Origin of the sequence: Pseudomonas sp. 8BK (genome assembly GCF_902506475.1) — a bacterium.
GTDB lineage: Bacteria > Pseudomonadota > Gammaproteobacteria > Pseudomonadales > Pseudomonadaceae > Aquipseudomonas > Aquipseudomonas anguilliseptica.
This window is the reverse complement of record NZ_LR733252.1, coordinates 589,301-609,202: the sequence shown is the minus strand read 5'-3', so window position 1 is coordinate 609,202 and position 19,902 is coordinate 589,301. Positions and strand designations below refer to the sequence as shown.

Below are 19,902 nucleotides of genomic sequence, written 5' to 3'. Positions count from 1 at the left end.
TCCCAACCAAGGCGCGGGTGACGCGAGCCGCCAAGCTGGTTACGCTGGGCCACGCCTACTCCGCAGGATTGTTCTTGTGCCGCACACGCTACCATCACGCCGTACCCTACCGCTGGCCATCCTTTTGCTGGTTCTGCTTGCGCCCGTACAGGCCACCGAGCTGTTCTACCTTGGGCAGAAGATCCCGGACATCCACAAACCCTGGAACAGCGCCGACTACCAGCAACTGCTGGAGGCGCTGAGCAAGGTCGACAGCACTCAGCTCAACGCCCTGCCCCGCCGCAGCGGCGAGTTCACCGGGCCGATCTACCAGCGCATGGTCAGCGAAGAGAATTTCCGCCCGCAGCTGAATATCTACGCACCGCTTGAACTACGGCAGAACGAGGCCCGCGAAGCGCTGTTTCGCCTCAAGGAGTTGATGCGCCTGTATTTTGATTTTCGCGCCGTGCAACAGCCCTATGCCGCCGAAGCACTGGGCTTGATGAGTTATTCGCTACGCCAGCAAGCCGTGCTGTTCACCCTGACCACCGAATTCTGGATGACCCTATCGGAAAGCGAGCAAAGCAACCCGGTGCGCCTGCAAGGCCTGCATGAAACCAAGGCGGCGGCGGCCATGCTCACCTCCAGCGCCCTGGACTATCTGGGCCTGACCAAACAGTTTGGCCGCGAAGAACTGGTGCTTTACAGCGCCGAACTGAGCAAGCAGCTGCCCGAGCTGTTTATCCATTTGAGCGGGGAGGTGCGTGAAACCCTGTTGCAACGCGTCGAACAACTGGCGCAGCAGCATGCTTATACCGAGGTGCAGAAAAACATGCGCGAACTGCAGCCGGTGCTGCTAAGCATTCAGCAGGATGTACAAGCCAAGCTGGCAAACGCGGCGGCGCAACCACGCAAAGCACCTGCGCGCAGCCTGGATCTATCGGTGCCGGCGGAGTCAGCGCAGTAGGCCGAGGCTCTTGGCCCGCGCCACCGCCTGGGTACGCCGCTCCACACCGAGTTTACTGTTGATGTGACGGGCGTGGGTTTTCACCGTGTGCAGGGAGATAAACAGGCTGTCGCTGATCTCCTGGTTGGAGCAACCTTGGGCGATCAGTTGCAGTACGGCCAATTCCCGCGAGCTGAGGGCATCGACCACAGCGGCATAATCGTCCTGACTGACCAGCGACTGCGCCTGCGGCAGATGCTGTTGCAAGGCTTCGATCAGCGGGCTGGCGTCCTGCCCCAGCAACTGCTCTCGCAGCCATTCGGGCTGTCGCGTCAGCAGGCCATGGAACGGCAGCAAGCCACCGCCTGCCGCCGCTTGCAGGGCGCTGCGCAATTGTTGCTGCGCTTCGCGTTCGCGCCCGGCGTCACGCAGCAATTCTGTCAGCTGCATCTGCGCAATCACCCCCAGCAGTTGACCGCCCGCGTTCTGCGCCAGCTGACTCAAGCCGCGCAAACGCCGCTCGGCCTGCTCATCCTCGCCCTGCAAACGCTCATATGTAGCCAGATGCAGCTGCACATGCAACGGCAGCTGTGGATGAAACTCCGGCGCGGCGGCCGCCTGCTCGCCGCCATAGGCATCCAGCAAACGACTCAGCCAGACACCGGCCAGCTCGGTTTGCCCCTGACGCAGCCACAGCTCGCATTTGGTCAGGGTGATCATCGCCAGGTAATAGATCGGCGGAATGTCCCAGATATGCATCAGCCGCTCGGCCTCGGCCAGCTGAGCAAAGGCCTCCGGCAGGTTGCCGCAGCGTCCTTCCAGGCTGGCCAACACGCAGTAACCGATCAGCACGCTGATGTCTCGGCAACCACGCGCCTCGGCAATCCCGGCCAACAGACGCTGGCGGGCCTGTTCTGGTTGCAGGCGCAGACTCAGCAGATAGCCTTCGTAGAGGGTCAACCGTCCGCGTGCGGCGTACTGCCGCTGGGCCGGTAGCTTGGCCAGGCGCTGCTGGCCCTGACGCACCTCATCCAGCGCACGCAGCACTTCGCCACGGGCTTGCAACACTCGCGCGCGGTCGTAATGAGCCAGGGCTTCGAACAACGGATTACCGACCCGCTGTGCCAGCTCCAACGCCTCGCGATTAAGCCCACGCGCCCGCCACAGATCACCATGCACAATCGCCAGGTTGGCCAGGCTGGACAGACACATCAGACGCTGCCCATAACGGTCCTGCGGCAAGCAGCTCAGCGCTTCACTGCAATAGGCCTGAGCCTTGGCACTGTCGCCGCGACCGCGGGCAATCACCCCGCTCAGCGCCAGCCACTGGGCCAGCAAGCCTTCCTGCTCACTGCGCTCACGGGCCGGCAGAAAGCGCCCCAGTTCAGCCAGCAGTTCTTCGGCGGCATCCAGTTGACAGGCCAGCGCCAGCGCCCAACCGTAGAGCAGAATCAGGCGTGGCGTGCTGGTCAGCAGGCTGTCCGGCAAGTCCATCTTCCAGCGCAGCAAGGTGGCGACATTCTGCTCGGCCAGCAATTGTTCTTCGGAAAGGTTTTGCACCAGATTCGCCGCCACATCCGGCTGGCCCGCGCGCAACGCCTGCTCGATGGCTTCATCCAACAGGCCCTCCGCGCTGAACCAGCGACACGCGCGCAAATGCAGGCCGGGAGTAGGCTGCGGCCGGCTACGGAGCAGGTCGGAAAACAGGTGGTGATAGCGAAACCATTTGCCCTGCTCATCCAGCGGCACCAGAAATACCTGATGCGCCTGCAGATGACGGAGAATCGCGGCGCTGCCATGGGCATCACGCAGGGCATCACACAGCTCGGCGCAGAAGCGCTCCTGGCTGGCCGTCTCATAGAGAAAGGCCTGCACGTCAGCCGGCTGGCGTTCGATCACTTCTTCAAGCAGGTAATCATGAATCAGCCCATCACCACCCTGCAACAACGCCGGTAACGCCGCTGACTCCTGCGCCTCACTGGCGGCCAGCGACCACAAGCGCAGCCCCGCGACCCAGCCCTCACTGCGTTGCAACAGCGCGGCCAGCGCATCTGCCGACAGCTCGGCACCCTGCAAGCGGAGCAACGCAGTGCTTTCAGCATCGGTCAGACGCAGATCCTGCTCATGCAACTCCAACAACTGACGCGACAGGCGCAAACGCGCCAGGTGCCAGTCCGGACGCTGACGGCTGGTCACCAGAATCAGCAGACCGGCCGGCAGATGGTTGAGAAAAAACTGCAGACAACGATCCAGCACTGCGCCCTGCGCCAGGTGATAGTCATCCAGCACCAGCAACAAAGGCTGCTGCGGATCGAGGCACACAGCCAGCTCATCGAGCAGGCCATCAAGCCACTCCTCAAAGGCAAACGGCTGATGCCGTTGACGCAGGCGCAACAGGCCCAGCGCGTCCTGCCCCACGCCAGGGAAGAACTGCTGCAGCCCGCTGAGCAAGCGTTCAAGAAACCGCCCCGGATCACTGTCACGCGAACTCAGGCCCAACCACAGGCTTTGCCACTGCTCCGGCAGGTGCTCGCAGAACTCGATGGCCAGTGAACTCTTGCCAAACCCGGCCGGCGCACTGACCAGCAACAGACGCCCAGCCAAACCACCCAGTAGCCGTTCGCACAAGCGTGGGCGCGGCACATAGCTGGCAGGTAAAGGCGGCCGATAGAAGTGCCCGCCCAGTACGTTGGGCGAGGCTACCAAGCCAGGAATGCGGGACAGATCAGTCATCAGCCGGTTTCTTGTAGTAGTCAGGCAGAGGCACTACCAATGCCCCGCAGCCTAGCGCCTTGACTCGCGCATTTGAAGCCCTTGCTGCCATCAGGAAGCAAACTGCAATGATTGCTCATCCATCTGCCGCATGGTGCTTGGCGCGCGCGAAGCAAACTGACGACTTATAGCGGCATACCAGCAAAGGCTGATCGCACTACCGGACAGACCATCAAACTGAATCTCTATGCATAAAAAAACCGGCCACAAGGGCCGGTTCTTTATGCAGCGTGACTCAGGTTTAGCGTACGCCAGCCTGGCGCAGGGCAGCTGGGGTGTAATCGCTTTCCTTGGCCGGGTAGTCGAACTGGTAAGCGCTCTTCTCTTCGTTCTTCATGCCCAGAGCCAGGTAACGACCGGACAGCAGGTCATACAGGGTCTCTACGCTGTACCACGGCACTTGTTTGTCGTAGTAGTACTGAGCATGGGCTTCAGCCACACGCCACAGGGTACCGCGACCGTCGTAATGGTCGATGGCAGCAGCTTGCCAGGTGTCTTCATCGAGGTAGAAGTCACGTTTGGCATAGATATGACGCTCGCCCGATTTCAGGGTTGCGGTCACGTGCCATACGCGGTGCAGCTCGTAACGAGTCAGGTCCTGGTTGATGTGGCCAGCCTTGATGATCTGGTCATACTTCAGCTTCGGCGAGTCCAGACGGTAGCTGTTGTAAGGAATGTAGATTTCCTTCTTGCCGTTGAGCTTCCACTCGTAACGGTCAGGAGCACCGTTGTACATGTCGAAGTTGTCGGACGTACGCAGACCGTCAGCGGCGGTACCTGGACCGTCATACGACACCTGCGGAGCACGACGCACACGACGCTGACCGGCGTTGTACAGCCAAGCCAGACGCGGCTCTTTCACCTGGTTGAGGGTTTCGTGAACCAGCAGCACGTTACCTGCCAGACGCGAAGGAGCGGTTACGCGCTGTTTGAAGTAGAACAGTACGTTGCTTGGCTTGCTGGTATCGGCATCCTTCAGCGCACCACGGAAGGTGAACTCATCCTGGAAGTAAACCAGGCTGTAGGAGCCATTCGGCTGTGGAGTTGCCTGGGTTACCAGACGCTTCACGCTGCCACCACGGTAGCGGGTGATGTGGTTCCAGATCGCTTCCAGGCCGTCTTTCGGAATCGGGAAGGGGTTAGCCTGCTCGAAGTTCTCCAGACCGTTGCCGCCTTCGACCATCTTGGTGTTGACTGCGTTGTTCTTCGCAGCCGCCAGGATAAAGTCCGGCATGCTCGCCGTACGATGAGTAGCGAACACCGGCATTTTGTAGCTTTCCGGATAACGCTTGAACATCGCCAACTGGCCAGGGGTCAGCTTGTCTTTGTACTGATCCACGTTTTGCGCGGTGATAGTGAACAGCGGCTGCTCGCTCGGGAACGGATCAGAAAGGAAACCCGCGCTATCAGCAGTACCGGCGCTGGCTGGCAGACCGCCAGTCCAGGCTGGGATCGAACCATCTGCATTGCCCGCCATTTCCGCACCGATTGGTGTCAGCGTAGTACCCAGTTTGGCAGCTTCATCCGGCGATACCGCCGCCATCACACCGCTGGCCAGCAGCGAAAGCGTCAGGGCGCCGGTTTGCAGCAGACTTTTTGTTGTTTTCATAGTCATAGTCGTCCTCAAAAATCTCGTCCGCTTACTTAGAAGTTCACGCCAAAGCTGAGCGCAACAAAGTCGCGGTCAATTGAAGTGTTGTATTTACCGCCGAAGAAATCGGTGTAAGCCAGGCTGGCGGTGTAGGTGTTCTGGTAGTCAGCATCCAGACCCAGGCTGACGGCCTTGGCACCTTCAGTGAACAGGCCATTTGGGCCGTAGCCGTCAACGTCATGCGACCAGGAAACACTTGGCTTCAGGTTTACACCGGCGAATACGTCCGGGTAATCCCAGATGGCGCGAGCACGGTAGCCCCAGGCAGTGCTGGTTACAAAACCGTCGTCTTCGCAGTACTTGCTGACATTCTCCGCATTGGCACTACCCAGCGTCGAAACGTTCAAACCGATACACGCTGGGAAAACACCACCGGCGGCTGCGCCATTGACGTCATAGTTACCAGGCAACGCACCTGGACCGTAGATTGGGTCACGGCCGTAACGCAGCTCACTACTGTCTTCAAGACCACCTACATGTACTACACCTACTTCACCGACCAGAGTTAGGCGGCTAGCCCCCATAACCTGATCGAAGAAGTGGGTAAAGGTAGTCTGGAACTGAGTGATTTCTTTACGGTTATAACCGTTTGCAACAGCCCCTGCAGAAGAGTCGAGAAGAGACACATTGTTAATGCCGCTCGCAACAAAACCCGCACCAACGTTAGCCAGTTGACCCAGTGGTTTCAGGCCTGCATACAACACATCTGTTGTGTTGATTTGCACTGGTGCATTAGGACGATAGCTCACTTCGCCGGCCCATGAGGTACCAGTAGGCAGAGTAGTTGCGAAGCTTAAGCCGTAGAGTTTGATATCTTCCGGATACTCCATGAAATAGCTACCAGAACCCGCAGCAGCGAGAGGCGCCAGGCTAGCGCGAGTAGCAATCAAGCCTCCACCACCAGGACCCGCCAGAATATATTGGCGGATAGCTGCATAATCGGCTGCATCGCCCGCCTGACCACTGAAGACAGGAGTACGGCTGTGATAATTCATAAAGTAAGCACCGAACTCGGTGTCTAGAGGCTCAAACAAATAACGGAATGCAAGACCAAACTGGCCGTCATCATCCGGATCTTTGTCTCCGCTCCGCTGAACGATCACCCCTTCATCAGGAGTACCCCATTGGGTACCTAGGTTGCGAAGCGCAGTAACCTGAGCATTGGTAAGGGCGACGCCTAGGGGGGCCAGCGCCGTACGCAGAGCACTCTCGGTGCGTAAAACGGCAAGGTTGTTGTCGCAGCCATCAGCAACAATATCCGGCTGAGCGAAGAAAGTGCTGCAGTTATCAGCAACCGTCTGATCCCACTCCAACTGGTAGAAAGCCTCCATGGAGAGGTTTTCGGTCAAGCTCTGCGCAACATAGAACATATTGACCGGAATCAAACCTTCTTTGACTTCAGCACCTGGGCGACGGAATGCAGCAGCATCAACTGGGTTGATCGAATTGATGCTGTTCTGAATAAAGGTACTTTCACCCCAGCTTACAACTTGCTTACCCAGACGCACCGAGCCTGGTTGATCGGCGATGTCATAGTTGTGATAAACAAAGGCATCGAGAATTTGCGCGCCCGAAGACTGGGCAGCGGTTTTACGATGACTATCGTCAATATTTTTAAATTGGCGACTCTCATCCTTCAATTCGAAGTCGTACCAGTATTTTCCACGAACAAATACGCCGGTATCACCGTACTTCAATTCAAGATCATGGGTACCTTTAAAAATCTTGGAGAAGGTTTCGCCCTTTTTGAAGTTCCGATGAGAGTCATCCGAAGTCTGCGAAAGACCGTCACCACCGTTATTAACACCAATCAGATCCGGATCTGCTCCACGCACCGACCAGCTGGCACCAACCGACAGGGACGAGTCGAACTGACCTTCGATTTCACCGATATTGAAAGTAACGCCGAAAGCAGGTGCGGCGAGGGTGGATGCGAGGCTGACGGCCAATGGCAGTTTTGCCAGGCGCCAGGTTTGTTTTGTTTTTGTCATCGACGCTACTCCATGTGTTTTTTGTTATGGATGGTGCGGACTATAGCCAGCGGGTACTTCTGCTTGATCCCTCTAAAGTGTGATTTGCAGCCCCCAGGCACTCTGGCTCGCAGGTTTCGGCGTGTTTGGCACGGCCGGCAGAGCCAAGAATGGCTTGGAATGAGCAATTAGCAAGCCAAACGCTTGTTTGACTGACCAGTCACCAAAAGCGACCTGGCTTGGCGAAAACTGAACAGTCCATATCGTTACGCAAACCACCTCTATAAATTCCTGCTGGAACGCCTGAAAGCCTTTAACCACCTGGCTTTAGCGGCATTGAAGGCAAACGCGCCAACGGGCGAGGTTTGCGCCGCGCCCGCACCTCAGAGCTTTAGACAGTTGACAGAAATGGGCTGCCAGAGGCTTGCCACTGAACGATATCCAGGCGAATGCGTTTCTTATCCAGCTTGCCGACGCTGGTCTTGGGAACTTCGGTAACAAGGGCAATCTGCGAGGGTATCGCCCACTTGTTGATGCTGCCCTGATCGACAAAAGGCTTGAGGTGTTCCTTGAGGCCCTTGGCATCCAGGCTCTGGCCTTCGCGCAAGACCAACAGGGCAAACGGCCGCTCGCCCCACTGCGGATCGACCACACCCACCACTGCCACTTCACGCACAGCAGGATGACGGCTGATCAGATCTTCCAGCTCCAGGGAGGAAATCCACTCGCCACCGGTCTTTATCACGTCCTTGATGCGGTCGCGGATATCGATAAAGCCGAAGTCGTCGATGGTCGCCACGTCACCGGTGTGCAGCCAGCCGTGTTCCCACAGCTCAGCGCCCTTCTCCGGCTCGCGGAAGTAGCCCTGAGTCAACCACGGTGCACGCAACACCAGCTCGCCCTGGCTTTCGCCATCGGCCGGTAACAGGGTGCCATCGGCGGACATGATCGCCGCCTCCACCAGCGGCACCGGCACGCCGGCCTTGATCCGGTAGGTGGTGCGTTCATCTTCGCTGCCGGCCATCAGCTCATCGTTGATATGCGCGCAGGAGATCAGCGGGCAGGTTTCCGACATGCCGTAGGCGGCGGTCAACTGGATGCCGCGGCCCTTGGCGGCCTCATAAAGCGAACGATTGAGCGCGCTGCCGCCGATAATCATTTTAAGGCCACCAAAGTCGTGGCCCTGAGCACCTGGGGCAGCCAATACCATCTGCAGAATGGTCGGCACACAGTGGGAGAAGGTCACCTTCTCCTCTTTGATCAGGCGGCAGAGCATGTCTGGCTCATAACGGCCGGGATAAACCTGCTTGATCCCAAGCATGGTGGCCACGTATGGGATGCCCCAGGCGTGCACGTGAAACATCGGGGTAATCGGCATATACACATCGTTGGTGCCCAGCAGGCGAATGCTGTCCAGGCTGCCCAGCACGCTGGCTTCGGCCATGGTGTGCAGCACCAGCTGGCGATGGCTGAAATACACACCCTTGGGGTTACCGGTGGTACCAGTGGTGTAGAAGGTGGTGGCGACCGAGTTTTCGTCAAAATCCGGGAAGTCGTAACGCGGGCTGGCGGCGGCCAGCAGGTTTTCGTATTCACCGACCAGGCCGCCCAGGTCGGCGGTTTTCTCGGCTGCATCGGTGAGCAGAATGGTCTTCTCCACCGTGGTCAGCTGGCTTTCGATACCCTTGTACAGCGGCACAAACTCGCTGTTGACCAGCACGAACTTATCGTCGGCATGGTTCATGGTGTAGAGAATCTGATCGGCCGATAGGCGGATGTTGATGGTATGCAGCACCGCGCCGATCATCGGAATGGCGAACATGCACTCCAGGTAACGGTGGCTGTCCCAATCCATCACGGCCACAGTGTCACCGGCCTTGACCCCAGCTTCGGTGAGCACATTGGCCAGGCGCGCCACACGTTCGTTGAGGGTCGCGTAGCTGTAACGCAGTTGATCGCGGTAGACGATTTCGCGGGTTTTCTCGTAACGAATGCCCGACAGCAGCAGGCGCTTGATCAACAGCGGCGCTTGGTGTGCATTGTCGGCGGGAGCAATCAGGCGGGTCTGCAGCATGGCGGTACCTATTGTTGGTTTTTTCAGTGCGGCCAATCTAGAGCCCCCGCCGCCGGCTCAAATCAGCCCAAAGAATGATTTTTCGTGTGACTCTTTGGGCATTTTTAGTCACGCAGTAGAATCGGTGGCTCGCATCCGATGTGTTTGGCCCACGATCTACTACAAAAACGAGGAATTTTCTGATGTCCGATATCGTCATCGTCAGCGGCGCGCGTACGCCGATGGGTGGTTTTCAAGGCAGCCTGTCGAGCATTGCCGCGGTTGATCTGGGTGCGGCGGCTATTCGCGCTGCGGTCGAGCGCGCCGGTGTTGCGCCTGCCGACGTACAGGAAGTGATCATGGGCTGCGTACTGCCTGCCGGCCTCAAACAGGGCCCGGCCCGCCAGGCGTCGCTGAACGCCGGCCTGCCCGCCGCTACCGGTTGCACCACGATCAACAAGCTGTGCGGTTCGGGTATGAAAGCGGTGATGATGGCGTTTGATTCGCTCAAGGCCGGCAGCAATAACGTGATGATTGCCGGTGGCATGGAGAGCATGTCCAACGCGCCCTACATCATGACCAAGGCCCGCGCGGGCCTGCGTATGGGCCACGGTGAGATCAAGGACCACATGTTCCTCGACGGCCTAGAAGATGCGCGCACCGGCCGCCTGATGGGCTCCTTCGCCCAGGAAACCGCTGACCAGTACGGCATCACCCGTGAGCAGATGGACGCCTACGCCATCGAGTCGCTGAAACGCGCCCAAGCCGCCATCGCCAGCGGTGCGCTGGATGCGGAAATCGTCCCGATCACCGTCAGCGGCCGCAAGGGCGATGTCGTGGTCAAGGATGACGAACAGCCGCTGAACGCCAACCTGGAGAAAATTCCAGGTCTGAAGCCGGCCTTCCGCAAGGACGGCAGCATCACGGCGGCCAACGCCAGCTCGATCTCCGACGGCGCCTCGGCGCTGCTGCTGATGACTGCCGAAGAAGCCGCCAAGCGTGGCCTCAAGCCACTGGCGAAGATTGTCGCCCACGCCACCCAGAGCCAGGACCCAAGCGAGTTCACCATCGCGCCGATTGGCTCGATCACTAACCTGCTGAAGAAAACCGGTTGGGACAAGGCTGACGTTGACCTGTACGAGATCAACGAAGCCTTCGCCATGGTCACCATGCTGGCCATCCGTGAGCATGGCCTGGATCACGCCAAGGTCAACGTCTACGGCGGCGCCTGCGCCCAAGGCCACCCGGTCGGCTCCACCGGCTCGCGAATCATCCTGACCCTGATCAACGCACTGAAAAACACCGGCGGCAAACGCGGCGTCGCCTCGTTGTGCATCGGTGGCGGCGAGGCCACTGCTGTAGCGGTTGAGCTGATTTAAAAGGATCGATGCATGGCCGCAATGGCCATGTTAAAGCCGCAGTAACGGGCCAGCCTTGCGCTGGCCCGTTGCGTTTTAGATGCCGATTTTGTCCAGCGACTTGCCAACCTTGCGCCAGAAGCTGCGCTGCATGCGCTCGGTTTCGCCACTGGCGGCAATCCGTTCGAAAGGCTGAATCTCCCGGGTGGCACCGATTTCCGCGTCCGCCACCGCCTTGGATACCAGTTGCAGTGGACCATCGCCCTGGCTGGACGCCTGCTCATTGACTGGCGGCGGGTTGAGCTCGTCATAGCGCAGGTAGTAGATACCACCAGCTTCGGCATCCAGAGTGAAGCTGCTGATCAGGGTGAAGTCCAGCGGGCCGTCAGCGAAGAAGGTCCAGTGCGTGCCAAACAGCGGCCGACGCATCTCCAGCTGGTAACTGGCGATATCGAACTCCAGCACCATATAGGCATTGCTCGGCAGGCTGCCGATACGCGCGTTGTTCAGAAACAGCGCAGGCGCCTCCAGCTCCTGGTCTGCCCAGTCGCTTTGCGGGCGGTAAAGGTAAACCAGCGCGTGGTTGTCATCACTGAGCACGTGCTCACGAAACGCTTCGCCCTCGGTCTCCCCAAAAAATGCCCCTGGGGTCGAGCAACCACTCAAGGCGACCAACAACAGCACTGCAAGCCAGGGCAGACCACGCATCGACAGCATCCTTATTTGAGTTATGTGCCGAGCATAGCCGCGCCCTGCTCGCCCCACACCAGACAAAAGTGCGGGCGGAAAAAGTGCGGGTCAGCGACGACGATCGAGCAGGTTGACCAGCAACTGATCCAGCGCGCCCCAGATGGATTGCTGCACGCGCCGCCACCAGGGTCGCGCGCGCCAATCGGCCAGGGTGATTTCCTGGCTATCGGCAAAGTCCGCCTGAAAGCTTGCCGCCACGCTGGCGGTAAACTGCGGGTCCAGCGCTTCGAGGTTGGCGTCCAGGTTGAAGCGCAGGTTCCAGTGGTCGAAGTTGCAGGAACCGACGCTGACCCAGTCATCCACCAACACCATCTTCAGGTGCAGAAAGCGCGGCTGATACTCGAAGATGCGTACCCCGGCCTTGAGCAGGCTGGCGTAGTAGCGCTGGCCAGCAAAGCGCACCGGCGGATGATCGGTATTCTGTCCGGCCAGCAACAGATGCACCTCGACGCCACGCCTGGCGGCTTGACGCAGGGTGCGGCGCACGCGCCAGGTCGGCAGAAAATAGGGCGTCGCCAGCCAGATACGCTGCTTGGAGCCGCGCAGTGCGCGCACCAGCGAAAGCAGGATGTCGCGATATTGCGAAGCATCGGCAAAGGCCACACGGCCCAAGCCCTGGCCCAATGCAGGCAATGCCGGCAGGTTTTTCAGGCGCAGAGGCATACGCGGGCGCCAGGCGATCCAGGCCTGACTCGCCTGCCACTGGCGTTCAAACAACTGCTGCCAGTCGGCCACCAGTGGCCCGCTGATTTCCACCATAACCTCATGCCAACGGCTGCTGTCTTGCTCCGGCTGCCAGAATTCATCGGTCGCGCCAGTACCGCCGACAAAGGCAAATTGTCCATCGACCAGTAGAAGCTTGCGGTGATCACGATGAAAGTTGCGTACACCATGCTTCCAGCGCAGTGGGTTGTACCACTGCACCTGCACGCCGGCGGCCTGCAGCAGCTGCCGATCCGCAGCATGCAAACCCTGCGCACCAAAGGCATCCAGCAGACAACGCACCACGACGCCACGCTGGGCAGCCGCGCACAACGACGCCAGCAAGGCGCGCCCGCAGGTTCCGCTTTCCACCAGATAGAGTTCCAGCTCGACCTGGCGCTGCGCGGCGTCGATGCGCGCCAGCATCTGCACAAAGAACTGCGGCCCATCGATCAGCAAGGTCAGTGCATTACCGCGTCGCCAGGGAAAGACGTTATGCGGCATGACCGTTCACGCGGCGGTTGACTCTGCGCATTGCGGCTCACGCATGGGAAATGGAGTCGCCACCATAGCCGCCCGGCAGGGCCTTGCAAACCCTGCCGAGCGATCAGCCAGACGCAGCCCTGTTACGGCAGCGGCACGGCCTGTGGTAATAGCTGACAGCCCTGACGCGGGCCCAGCCATTGCGCGCTCTGGGTGCTGCCCAGGCCACGCGCGGTCACGCGCTTGTTGGCTTGATCATCGAAGAAGCCGGAGAGCGAAACATACTGCGCCACATACGCTTCGCAGTAGTCGGCCGGGTTGTTCGCCACATAGCGGCACGAACAATACTCCTTGGCCGAGTAAGCGCCGATGATGCCAGGGAAGGCTTGCAGGTGTGCGCGATTCTGCCAGGCCAGGACGGCGAGCAGCAGCGCAATCAGCAACAACAGGCTGCTGAACGGACGACGACGAATCATGGCTGCACCTCATCGGCCAACGCGGCGAGAACCAGCTTGAGAAAATGGTTGCGATCAAAGCTGCCATCGCGGTCATCGGCGTAGCGCACGATCACCAAGTTTTCGCTGGCAATCACATACAACCCCTGCCCCCAGTGCCCGGACGCCACCAGAGTGTCTTCCGGCGCATCCGGCCACGGCCTGCTCGCACCGGCTACCGCCGCGTTCAGCCACCATTGGCCACCGGGCACTGCCTCACCCGGCTTTTCGGCCTGCGGTTGGTAGCTGGCAAACGGCGTGCGATTGAAGTCGACCCAGGCCTTGGGCAACAACTGCTGCTCGCCCCAACGGCCATCGCGCTGCATCAGCAGGCCGACACGAGCCAGGTCGTGGGCGCTCATATAAGCGTAGGAAGAACCGACAAAAGTGCCGGCGGCATCGCGCTCCCAGACTGCGGTGGTGATCCCCAGCGGATCGAACAGTGCGGTCCAGGGGTAATCAGCGTAAGCCGCCTCGCCCACCATGTTCTTCAAGGCGGCGGCCAGCACGTTGGTATCGCCGCTGGAATAGCGGAAGCGCGCCCCCGGTTCGGCATCGGCGCTATGCGCCGCGGTAAACGCCGCCATATCACTGCGACCACGGGTGTAGAGCATCGCCACCACCGAGGACTTCAGTGGCGCGTATTCATAATCTTCCTGCCAGTCCAGGCCCGAGGCCCAGTTGAGCAAGTGGCCAACCTTGACCTGCGGGTGTGCAGCAAACGGCGGGTAGTAATCAGCCACCGGCGCATCCAGACGGAAGCGGCCCTGGCCGTAGGCCACGCCCATCGTAGTAGCCAACAGGCTCTTGGCCATCGACCAGGTCAGGTGTGGCGTGGTAGCAGTGGTCGGTGCGGCATAGCGCTCATAGACCACCTGGCCATCGCGGATCACCAGCAGGGCATCAGTGCGTACGCCTTTGCGGGTGGCGTCGTCGCGGGCGGGAAAGGCGTAGCTTTCCAGCTCGCTGAGGGCGGCGCTCGGCGCAGCCAGCTGACTGTCCCAGTCGCTGCCAGGCCAGTTCTCGGCCTGCGCCGTAGCGCTGCCCAGAGCGAAGACGCACGCCAGCATCAGCCGCCGCGCGGGAAAGGGAGTGAAGGACATGGAGCCGCCTCTGCTGGGATCGAAGGCGGCACCCTAGCATGCTGCCGATGACGACAAATAGCGCCGAACACGCCGCTTTAGCCGGCAATTCGGCGCGAAAAGTCAGTACGGAAGGAATCTATTTAAAGTCTCGCGAGCTAGAGTCCTGCAAGGTAAAAACAGGCGAGGAAGCGGAGTGTACTTTTGTACATGAGCATTCCGAGCCTGTTTTTAACGCCGCAGGGCCGACGCGCAGCAGACTTCATGTAGGTTCTTATTTCGGCAGGCGGTAATCCTCCGGCCCCATCAGATCCATACCGCACTCCAGGTTCTCGATCCAGTAGAGGAAGGCATTGATCATTTCTGCGCCGACAAAGGGCCGGCCGTGCTGCGGCACAATCATCGCCACATCCATCTCGCGGACCATCGCCGCCCATAGGCGGCAGGCCTTGTTGCCAGCCATGTAGCGCCGGTGAAAACCGAGCATGTTCGGCACATGGTTGACGAAGTCCGTCACCGGGTGTGCGTCATCGACCATCGAGGCGCCCATGTCACCGGAAAACAGAATTTTGCTCACCGGGTCATACAACTGGAAGTTGCCCACCGAGTGGAGAAAATGCGCCGGGACCGCCTTGAGCGTGCATTTGCCAAGGCTGAAGGATTGGCCACGGTCCGGCAGCGCGATAATCCGGTCAAAGGTGTTGATGCCACGGCTGAGTGCCAGGTAATTGGCCGTCAGGTGCGGCAGAAAGCGCGCCCAGAGTTTGGAGCAGATCACCCGTGCGCGGGTGTGCAGCAACCATTTATCCAGCGAGGCGATGATGTCCGGGTCCTGGTGCGAGGCAAAGATGTAAGTCAGGTCCTGTACCGGAATGTGCTTGGACAGCTCCAATGACAGCGGCGTGTAGGTCAGGTCACCGCCCGGATCGAGCAGCAGGTACTGCTCGTTGTCGGTGATCAGAAACTGGTTGGACTGCACGCCCTCCCCGCTGACCAGGTCATCGAACATCATGCATTGATGCTCGCCGTTATCGAACAGCACTATGGGCTCGCGTCGCATGGCAGGCTCTCTCCCGAAAGCCCGCGAGCTTACTGGCGCAGCACCTCAGCCTTACTGATCTGGATCAAGCCGGCACGTCATGCCGAGTTAAAGGTTGATGCCAAGCACCGCCTGCGCCTTGTGCAAACGTTTGCTGCGCGCGCTGCCAGCAATCGCCAGCAGGCCTTTGTCGCGTTGCCAGAGCTGCGCCCAGTGCGCATCGCCGGCAGCAAAGGCGTTGTCCAGATCACTGCGCAGGCTGTCGAACTGAGCAAACAGCCCGGCCAGCAGCAGATGACTGCCCGCCGCACTCGGGCATTGCCGAGCCACTTCCGCGCAACCGGCCAACAGACCAAGCAAGCGCAACTGCAGGGCCTGCGGCCAGGCCGACTCCTGCCCCACGCCAAACAGCCAGGCCGTCAGCGCTGCCAACACATGGGTGTCTTCCAATGTGCGGAAGGGTTTTACGTAGGCATCCCAACCGTCACCGGGCAGCCGCTCGCAATGCGCGCCTTGTAGATGCAGACGGCCATGGCTGACATCCGGCATCAGCGGCAATGCAGGCAGTGTCTCGATCTGCACCCCCGGCGCGCCATTGCGCACCACCCCAAGCGCAAGCTGCACCGGCGCGCCGTCGGTTTCCTCGCGAGCGGCTACCAGCAACCAGTCGGCGGAATCGGCGGCGGTGACGAAATCCTTACGGCCATTGAGGGTCAGCGCGGCGATCCGCGTACTCATGTCCACCGGACGGGTACTGCGGTTCTCGGTTACACACAGCGCGCCCAAGGTCCAGGGCGCGGCCGGCCAGAGTGCGCGTAACGCGCCTTGATAGCCGGAGAGAAACGCCAGCCCCGGCGTCGCGGCCAACCGGCCACCGAGCAGGGCCAGCTGCAACGGCGTTGGGTTGCCGATGCGCTCGAGCAGGCTGGCGTACCACTCCTCCAGCCCCGCGACCGGCAGACGCGCTTGCAGGCTCAACAGCTGTTGCCAAGGCATGCATTACTCCTTATTGGAATTATCGAAGTCACTGTCACACAAGCATCACCAAAGATTCACGGAGGTGACACCGCCGCTACCTAGCCTGAGCTTGCCCAACAAGATCGACCGGCTGCAAGGCAAAAAGCCGGCTAATGGAGATGACGGCATGACCCAGATGGCACTTAAAGCTACTCCCGCTCGCCGCCTGCAGGCCGAGCGTTTGCAAGGCGCTGCCGCCCTACGCGAAGCCCAGGCACTGCGCTTTCGCGTATTCAGCGCCGAATTCGATGCCAAGCTCAAGGGTGCCGAACTGGGCCTGGACATGGATGACTACGACATTCACTGCCAACACATCGGCGTGCGTGACCTGGGCAGCGGTGAGCTGGTGGCCACCACCCGCCTGCTCGACCACCGCGCGGCCGCCAGCCTGGGACGCTTCTACAGCGAAGAAGAATTCAGCCTGCACGGCCTGCCGCACCTCGAAGGGCCGGTGCTGGAAATCGGCCGCACCTGCGTCGACGCAGCCTACCGCAACGGTGCGACCATCGCCGTGCTCTGGGGCGAATTGGCCGAAGTGCTCAACCAAGGTGGTTACCGCTACCTGATGGGCTGCGCCAGCATCTCCATGCAGGACGGTGGCATCCAGGCCCAGGCGATCATGCAGCGCCTGCGTGAACGCTACCTGTGCACCGAGCACTTGCGCGCCGAGCCGAAAACCCCGCTGCCGGCGCTGGATGTGCCGGGCAACGTGATCGCCGAAATGCCGCCGCTGCTCAAGGCCTATATGCGCCTGGGCGCGAAGATCTGCGGCGAGCCGTGCTGGGATCAGGATTTCCAGGTCGCCGACGTGTTTATCCTGCTCAAGCGTGACGAGCTGTGCCCGCGCTACGCCCGGCACTTCAAGGCGGCCGTGTAGGTTGGGCTGAGCGCAGCGATGCCCAACGGACGATGTCCGTCTGACATCGACGTGCACCGGTCATCGCTTGTTGGGCTTCGTCGCTGCGCTTCTCAACCCAACCTACACACTAACAGCAGATCGGAGCAGAGTTGCACAAATCGCCGGCACTCTGTAGACAGTGCCGGCGTTTGTGTTTTTGCAGCGAGAGAGTTCGATGAAGAAAGTGCGTTTGTACCTGCGCCTGACGCGCCTGCTATTGGTGATCAGCCTCGGTACCCTGCTGGCGGCGGGCATCACCCTGCTCGAACGCCTGGTGCGGCATGACCTGATGCCAACTCGCCAACGTCTGACTCGCTGGTTTCTCGCGCGCCTGGCCGGGGCGCTGCCATTCCGCTTGCAGGTACGGGGCGAGCTGCCGCGTCAGCCGATGCTGTGGGTCAGCAACCATGTGTCCTGGACCGATATTCCGCTGCTCGGCATGCTCACTCCGCTGTCCTTCCTGTCCAAGGCTGAGGTGCGCACCTGGCCGGTGGCCGGCTGGCTGGCGCACAAGGCCGGCACCCTGTTTATTCGCCGGGGTTCGGGTGATAGCGGCCTGCTCAGCCAGCAGCTGGGCAACCACTTGCAACGCGGGCGTAACCTGCTGATCTTCCCCGAAGGCACCACCACCGATGGGCTGGGCCTGCGTACCTTCCACGGCCGCTTGCTGAGCAGCGCGATCGACAGCGGCGTATCAGTACAGCCAGTGGCCATCCGCTACCTGCGCGACGGCAAGCCTTGTAGCGTTGCGCCGTTTATTGGTGACGACGACATGCTCTCGCATCTGCTGCGCCTGCTAAGCAGTGAGCTGAGTGAAGTGCAGATCCAGCTGCTGCCACCAATTGCCAGCAGCGAGCTGAACCGCAACGCCCTGGCCCGCGCTGCGCAGCAAGCAATCAACGAAGCGCTGTTTGGTAGCACAGTTGCACCCGCCTCCAAGTGCGCCTGATTGGGCCTTGCGCAACCGTTTGTGGCTGAGAAAATCCCCTCGCAGTTGATGGCACAGATCTACTGCGCTTTGGCCGCGGTCGCTGCTTCGGTAGACAGTATCCCTCGGCAACAGCCATGCTTTGCCACACCCACCGCCGTGCCCGTCCGCCATGTTCACGAGCCAACTACTTATTGGTGACGCCTGTTTCATCGTCAGAGCGCACTCATTACCTAACGGTTACAACCAGCGACCCGGTATGACTCTGCTGGTGGCGTCAGGTCGTTTACCTCTTGAGCTGGAAATCGAAGGGCAGCCGGTAACTGCAGCGGGTTGGTTATTGGCCCCTGAACTTCGCCGTCGTTTCACCCATCCGCAGCCCCACATCAGCATCACCATCGAGCCGGGCCACGCCACTTACTCTCGCCTCTTAGCATGGACCCGACGGAGCCCGCTCAAATATCAGCAGCTGGACGATCCCGCCGTCATTGCGGAACTGGCGGCCATTGTCGACCAGGGTAATTTGGCGTCTTGCCTGAATCGCCTACTCGAGCGCTATCAGCAACCGCTTTCAACGCCAAACCCCAGGCTTGATTACCTGCTGTCACTGATTGATGAAGCGGATGCGGAGAGCACCGCAGAAGGCATCTGGCAGCTGTTTCGCCAGCGCTATCCGAGTACCCAGGCGCACTGCTCGCACTGGCTTCAGGGGTGTCTGGGGATTCCGCTGCGCAAGCTATTGCTCTGGCGCAAGATGCGCCGTGCCGTGGATATGCTCAGCGACGCCAAGCCGTTGACCGAGATCGCCCATGCCGCCGGATTTGCCGACTCAGCCCACCTTTCGCGAATCTGCCTGCGCACCTTTGGCCTGAACCCCTCACAGGCCAACGACCACAAAATCCTTCAAGCCCGTCGCCTGCCAGCCAACTGAAACTGACCACCTCAAATCTTGAGGTAGGCCGTTATGGCACATATGGATGTCTTGGTCGTCAGTGGTCTATTGATTGCTCTCGCCGCCCTGGAGCTTCTCGCAGGACGCCTGCTAACTCGGCGTCAGCCGGATGAGCTGATCGTCGATGTCGTCAGCCTGGCACAGTTCGTATTGCTGATTAAGCCGGCAATCATCGCCAGCGCAGCCCTGTTGCTTGGCGCACTCATGCCCAATCAAGCCGGCACGCTGTCCGCCACGCCTCTCTGGCTAGCAGTGCTGCTGGTCATCCTGCCAGCCGATTTTCTGCATTACTGGTATCACCGGCTGGGGCATACGTTACCCGTCATGTGGCGCATGCACCGCACCCATCACACAGCAACCGCCATGAGCATCAGCGTGGCCTACCGGGAAAACTGGCGCTGGTTTCTGTTTATGCCGGACATCTGGTACGCCGGAATAATGGTGTATCTGGGGCTTGGTGAGGCGGTGCTGATTAGTCATCTGATTTTTGGCTGCGCCAATGTGCTGATCCACAGCGCCTTTGCCTGGGACAGGGTGCTGTATCGCAAACGCTGGCTGGCCCCATTGGCCTGGGTACTGGAGCGTGTGGTGCAGCTTCCCAGCACGCACCGCGCACACCATGCGGAACTGGACGAGCATGGCAATCCGCCCCACCACAACTTTGCCCAGCTGTTGTTCATCTGGGACACCGTGTTCGGCACAGCTCGCTTCCCCCGAGATCGCTACCCCACACGCTACGGTATCCCGAAAGATCCTGGCGATCCCTGGTATGTCCAGTTGTGGTGGCCACTTCTGCGCTCCGATAAACACGACAGCGATTACCACTGA

At 60.3% G+C, this 19,902-nt stretch carries 16 protein-coding genes; 6 read left to right on the top strand and 10 right to left on the bottom strand.

Features of this window, described 5'->3' with window-relative positions; genetic code table 11:
- Nucleotides 1-76: 76 nt before the first annotated feature.
- A complete protein-coding gene (locus ACIN8IBEIGE_RS02740; protein WP_160013303.1) occupies nucleotides 77-946 on the top strand; it encodes a hypothetical protein in 870 nt (289 codons plus the stop codon).
- Here ACIN8IBEIGE_RS02740 and ACIN8IBEIGE_RS02735 read toward each other — a convergent pair.
- The 4 genes from ACIN8IBEIGE_RS02735 to ACIN8IBEIGE_RS02720 form a co-directional block, all read right to left on the bottom strand.
- Entirely contained in the window at nucleotides 935-3,658 is a 2,724-nt protein-coding gene (locus ACIN8IBEIGE_RS02735; RefSeq protein WP_160013302.1) for a LuxR C-terminal-related transcriptional regulator, read from the bottom strand. The two genes, ACIN8IBEIGE_RS02740 and ACIN8IBEIGE_RS02735, sit on opposite strands and share 12 nt — an antisense overlap.
- A 280-nt stretch (nucleotides 3,659-3,938) precedes the next feature.
- Nucleotides 3,939-5,306 carry a DUF1329 domain-containing protein gene (locus ACIN8IBEIGE_RS02730; protein WP_160013301.1) on the bottom strand — a complete coding sequence of 456 codons (1,368 nt, stop codon included), beginning with the start codon at nucleotides 5,304-5,306 and terminating at the stop codon, nucleotides 3,939-3,941.
- Between the two features lie 35 nt (nucleotides 5,307-5,341).
- Nucleotides 5,342-7,339, bottom strand: coding sequence for a DUF1302 domain-containing protein (locus ACIN8IBEIGE_RS02725; RefSeq protein ID WP_160013300.1), 1,998 nt, complete (start codon nucleotides 7,337-7,339; stop codon nucleotides 5,342-5,344).
- Nucleotides 7,340-7,709: 370 nt separating this feature from the next.
- The gene (locus ACIN8IBEIGE_RS02720) at nucleotides 7,710-9,392 is read right to left on the bottom strand and encodes a fatty acid--CoA ligase (protein WP_160013299.1); all 1,683 of its coding nucleotides are present in this window, start codon (nucleotides 9,390-9,392) and stop codon (nucleotides 7,710-7,712) included.
- A 182-nt stretch (nucleotides 9,393-9,574) separates the two neighbouring features.
- Between ACIN8IBEIGE_RS02720 and ACIN8IBEIGE_RS02715 the strand changes: the two genes are divergently transcribed.
- Nucleotides 9,575-10,750, top strand: a complete 1,176-nt coding sequence (locus ACIN8IBEIGE_RS02715) for an acetyl-CoA C-acyltransferase (RefSeq protein ID WP_160013298.1) — start codon at nucleotides 9,575-9,577, stop codon at nucleotides 10,748-10,750.
- Nucleotides 10,751-10,825: 75 nt separating this feature from the next.
- Here the strand turns inward: ACIN8IBEIGE_RS02715 and ACIN8IBEIGE_RS02710 are convergent, their stop codons facing one another.
- The 6 genes from ACIN8IBEIGE_RS02710 to ACIN8IBEIGE_RS02685 form a co-directional block, all read right to left on the bottom strand.
- On the bottom strand, nucleotides 10,826-11,437 hold the full coding sequence (locus ACIN8IBEIGE_RS02710) for a DUF2846 domain-containing protein (protein WP_160013297.1): 612 nt from the start codon (nucleotides 11,435-11,437) through the stop codon (nucleotides 10,826-10,828).
- Nucleotides 11,438-11,527: 90 nt separating this feature from the next.
- Nucleotides 11,528-12,685 (bottom strand): phosphatidylserine/phosphatidylglycerophosphate/cardiolipin synthase family protein, encoded by a 1,158-nt coding sequence (locus ACIN8IBEIGE_RS02705; protein ID WP_160013296.1) that lies wholly within the window; start codon nucleotides 12,683-12,685, stop codon nucleotides 11,528-11,530.
- Between the two features lie 122 nt (nucleotides 12,686-12,807).
- Nucleotides 12,808-13,140, bottom strand: coding sequence for an amidase (locus ACIN8IBEIGE_RS02700; RefSeq protein WP_160013295.1), 333 nt, complete (start codon nucleotides 13,138-13,140; stop codon nucleotides 12,808-12,810).
- Nucleotides 13,137-14,261 (bottom strand): serine hydrolase, encoded by a 1,125-nt coding sequence (locus ACIN8IBEIGE_RS02695; RefSeq protein WP_160013294.1) that lies wholly within the window; start codon nucleotides 14,259-14,261, stop codon nucleotides 13,137-13,139. The genes ACIN8IBEIGE_RS02700 and ACIN8IBEIGE_RS02695 overlap by 4 nt, the downstream gene beginning before the upstream one ends.
- Before the next feature lie 253 nt (nucleotides 14,262-14,514).
- Nucleotides 14,515-15,300: an MBL fold metallo-hydrolase gene (locus tag ACIN8IBEIGE_RS02690; RefSeq protein WP_160013293.1), complete on the bottom strand. Its 786-nt coding sequence runs from the start codon at nucleotides 15,298-15,300 to the stop codon at nucleotides 14,515-14,517.
- Nucleotides 15,301-15,387: 87 nt separating this feature from the next.
- Nucleotides 15,388-16,275, bottom strand: coding sequence for an acyl-CoA dehydrogenase family protein (locus ACIN8IBEIGE_RS02685; RefSeq protein ID WP_160013292.1), 888 nt, complete (start codon nucleotides 16,273-16,275; stop codon nucleotides 15,388-15,390).
- 148 nt (nucleotides 16,276-16,423) lie between these two features.
- Between ACIN8IBEIGE_RS02685 and olsB the strand changes: the two genes are divergently transcribed.
- The 4 genes from olsB to ACIN8IBEIGE_RS02665 all read left to right on the top strand — a co-directional run bounded on the left by olsB (nucleotide 16,424) and on the right by ACIN8IBEIGE_RS02665 (nucleotide 19,902).
- Nucleotides 16,424-17,173 carry an L-ornithine N(alpha)-acyltransferase gene (gene olsB / locus ACIN8IBEIGE_RS02680; protein WP_160013291.1) on the top strand — a complete coding sequence of 250 codons (750 nt, stop codon included), beginning with the start codon at nucleotides 16,424-16,426 and terminating at the stop codon, nucleotides 17,171-17,173.
- Nucleotides 17,174-17,369: 196 nt separating this feature from the next.
- Nucleotides 17,370-18,143 (top strand): 1-acyl-sn-glycerol-3-phosphate acyltransferase, encoded by a 774-nt coding sequence (locus ACIN8IBEIGE_RS02675; protein WP_160013290.1) that lies wholly within the window; start codon nucleotides 17,370-17,372, stop codon nucleotides 18,141-18,143.
- A gap of 238 nt (nucleotides 18,144-18,381) precedes the next feature.
- Nucleotides 18,382-19,053 (top strand): helix-turn-helix domain-containing protein, encoded by a 672-nt coding sequence (locus ACIN8IBEIGE_RS02670; protein WP_256665022.1) that lies wholly within the window; start codon nucleotides 18,382-18,384, stop codon nucleotides 19,051-19,053.
- Nucleotides 19,054-19,086: 33 nt separating this feature from the next.
- Nucleotides 19,087-19,902: a sterol desaturase family protein gene (locus tag ACIN8IBEIGE_RS02665; RefSeq protein ID WP_160013288.1), complete on the top strand. Its 816-nt coding sequence runs from the start codon at nucleotides 19,087-19,089 to the stop codon at nucleotides 19,900-19,902.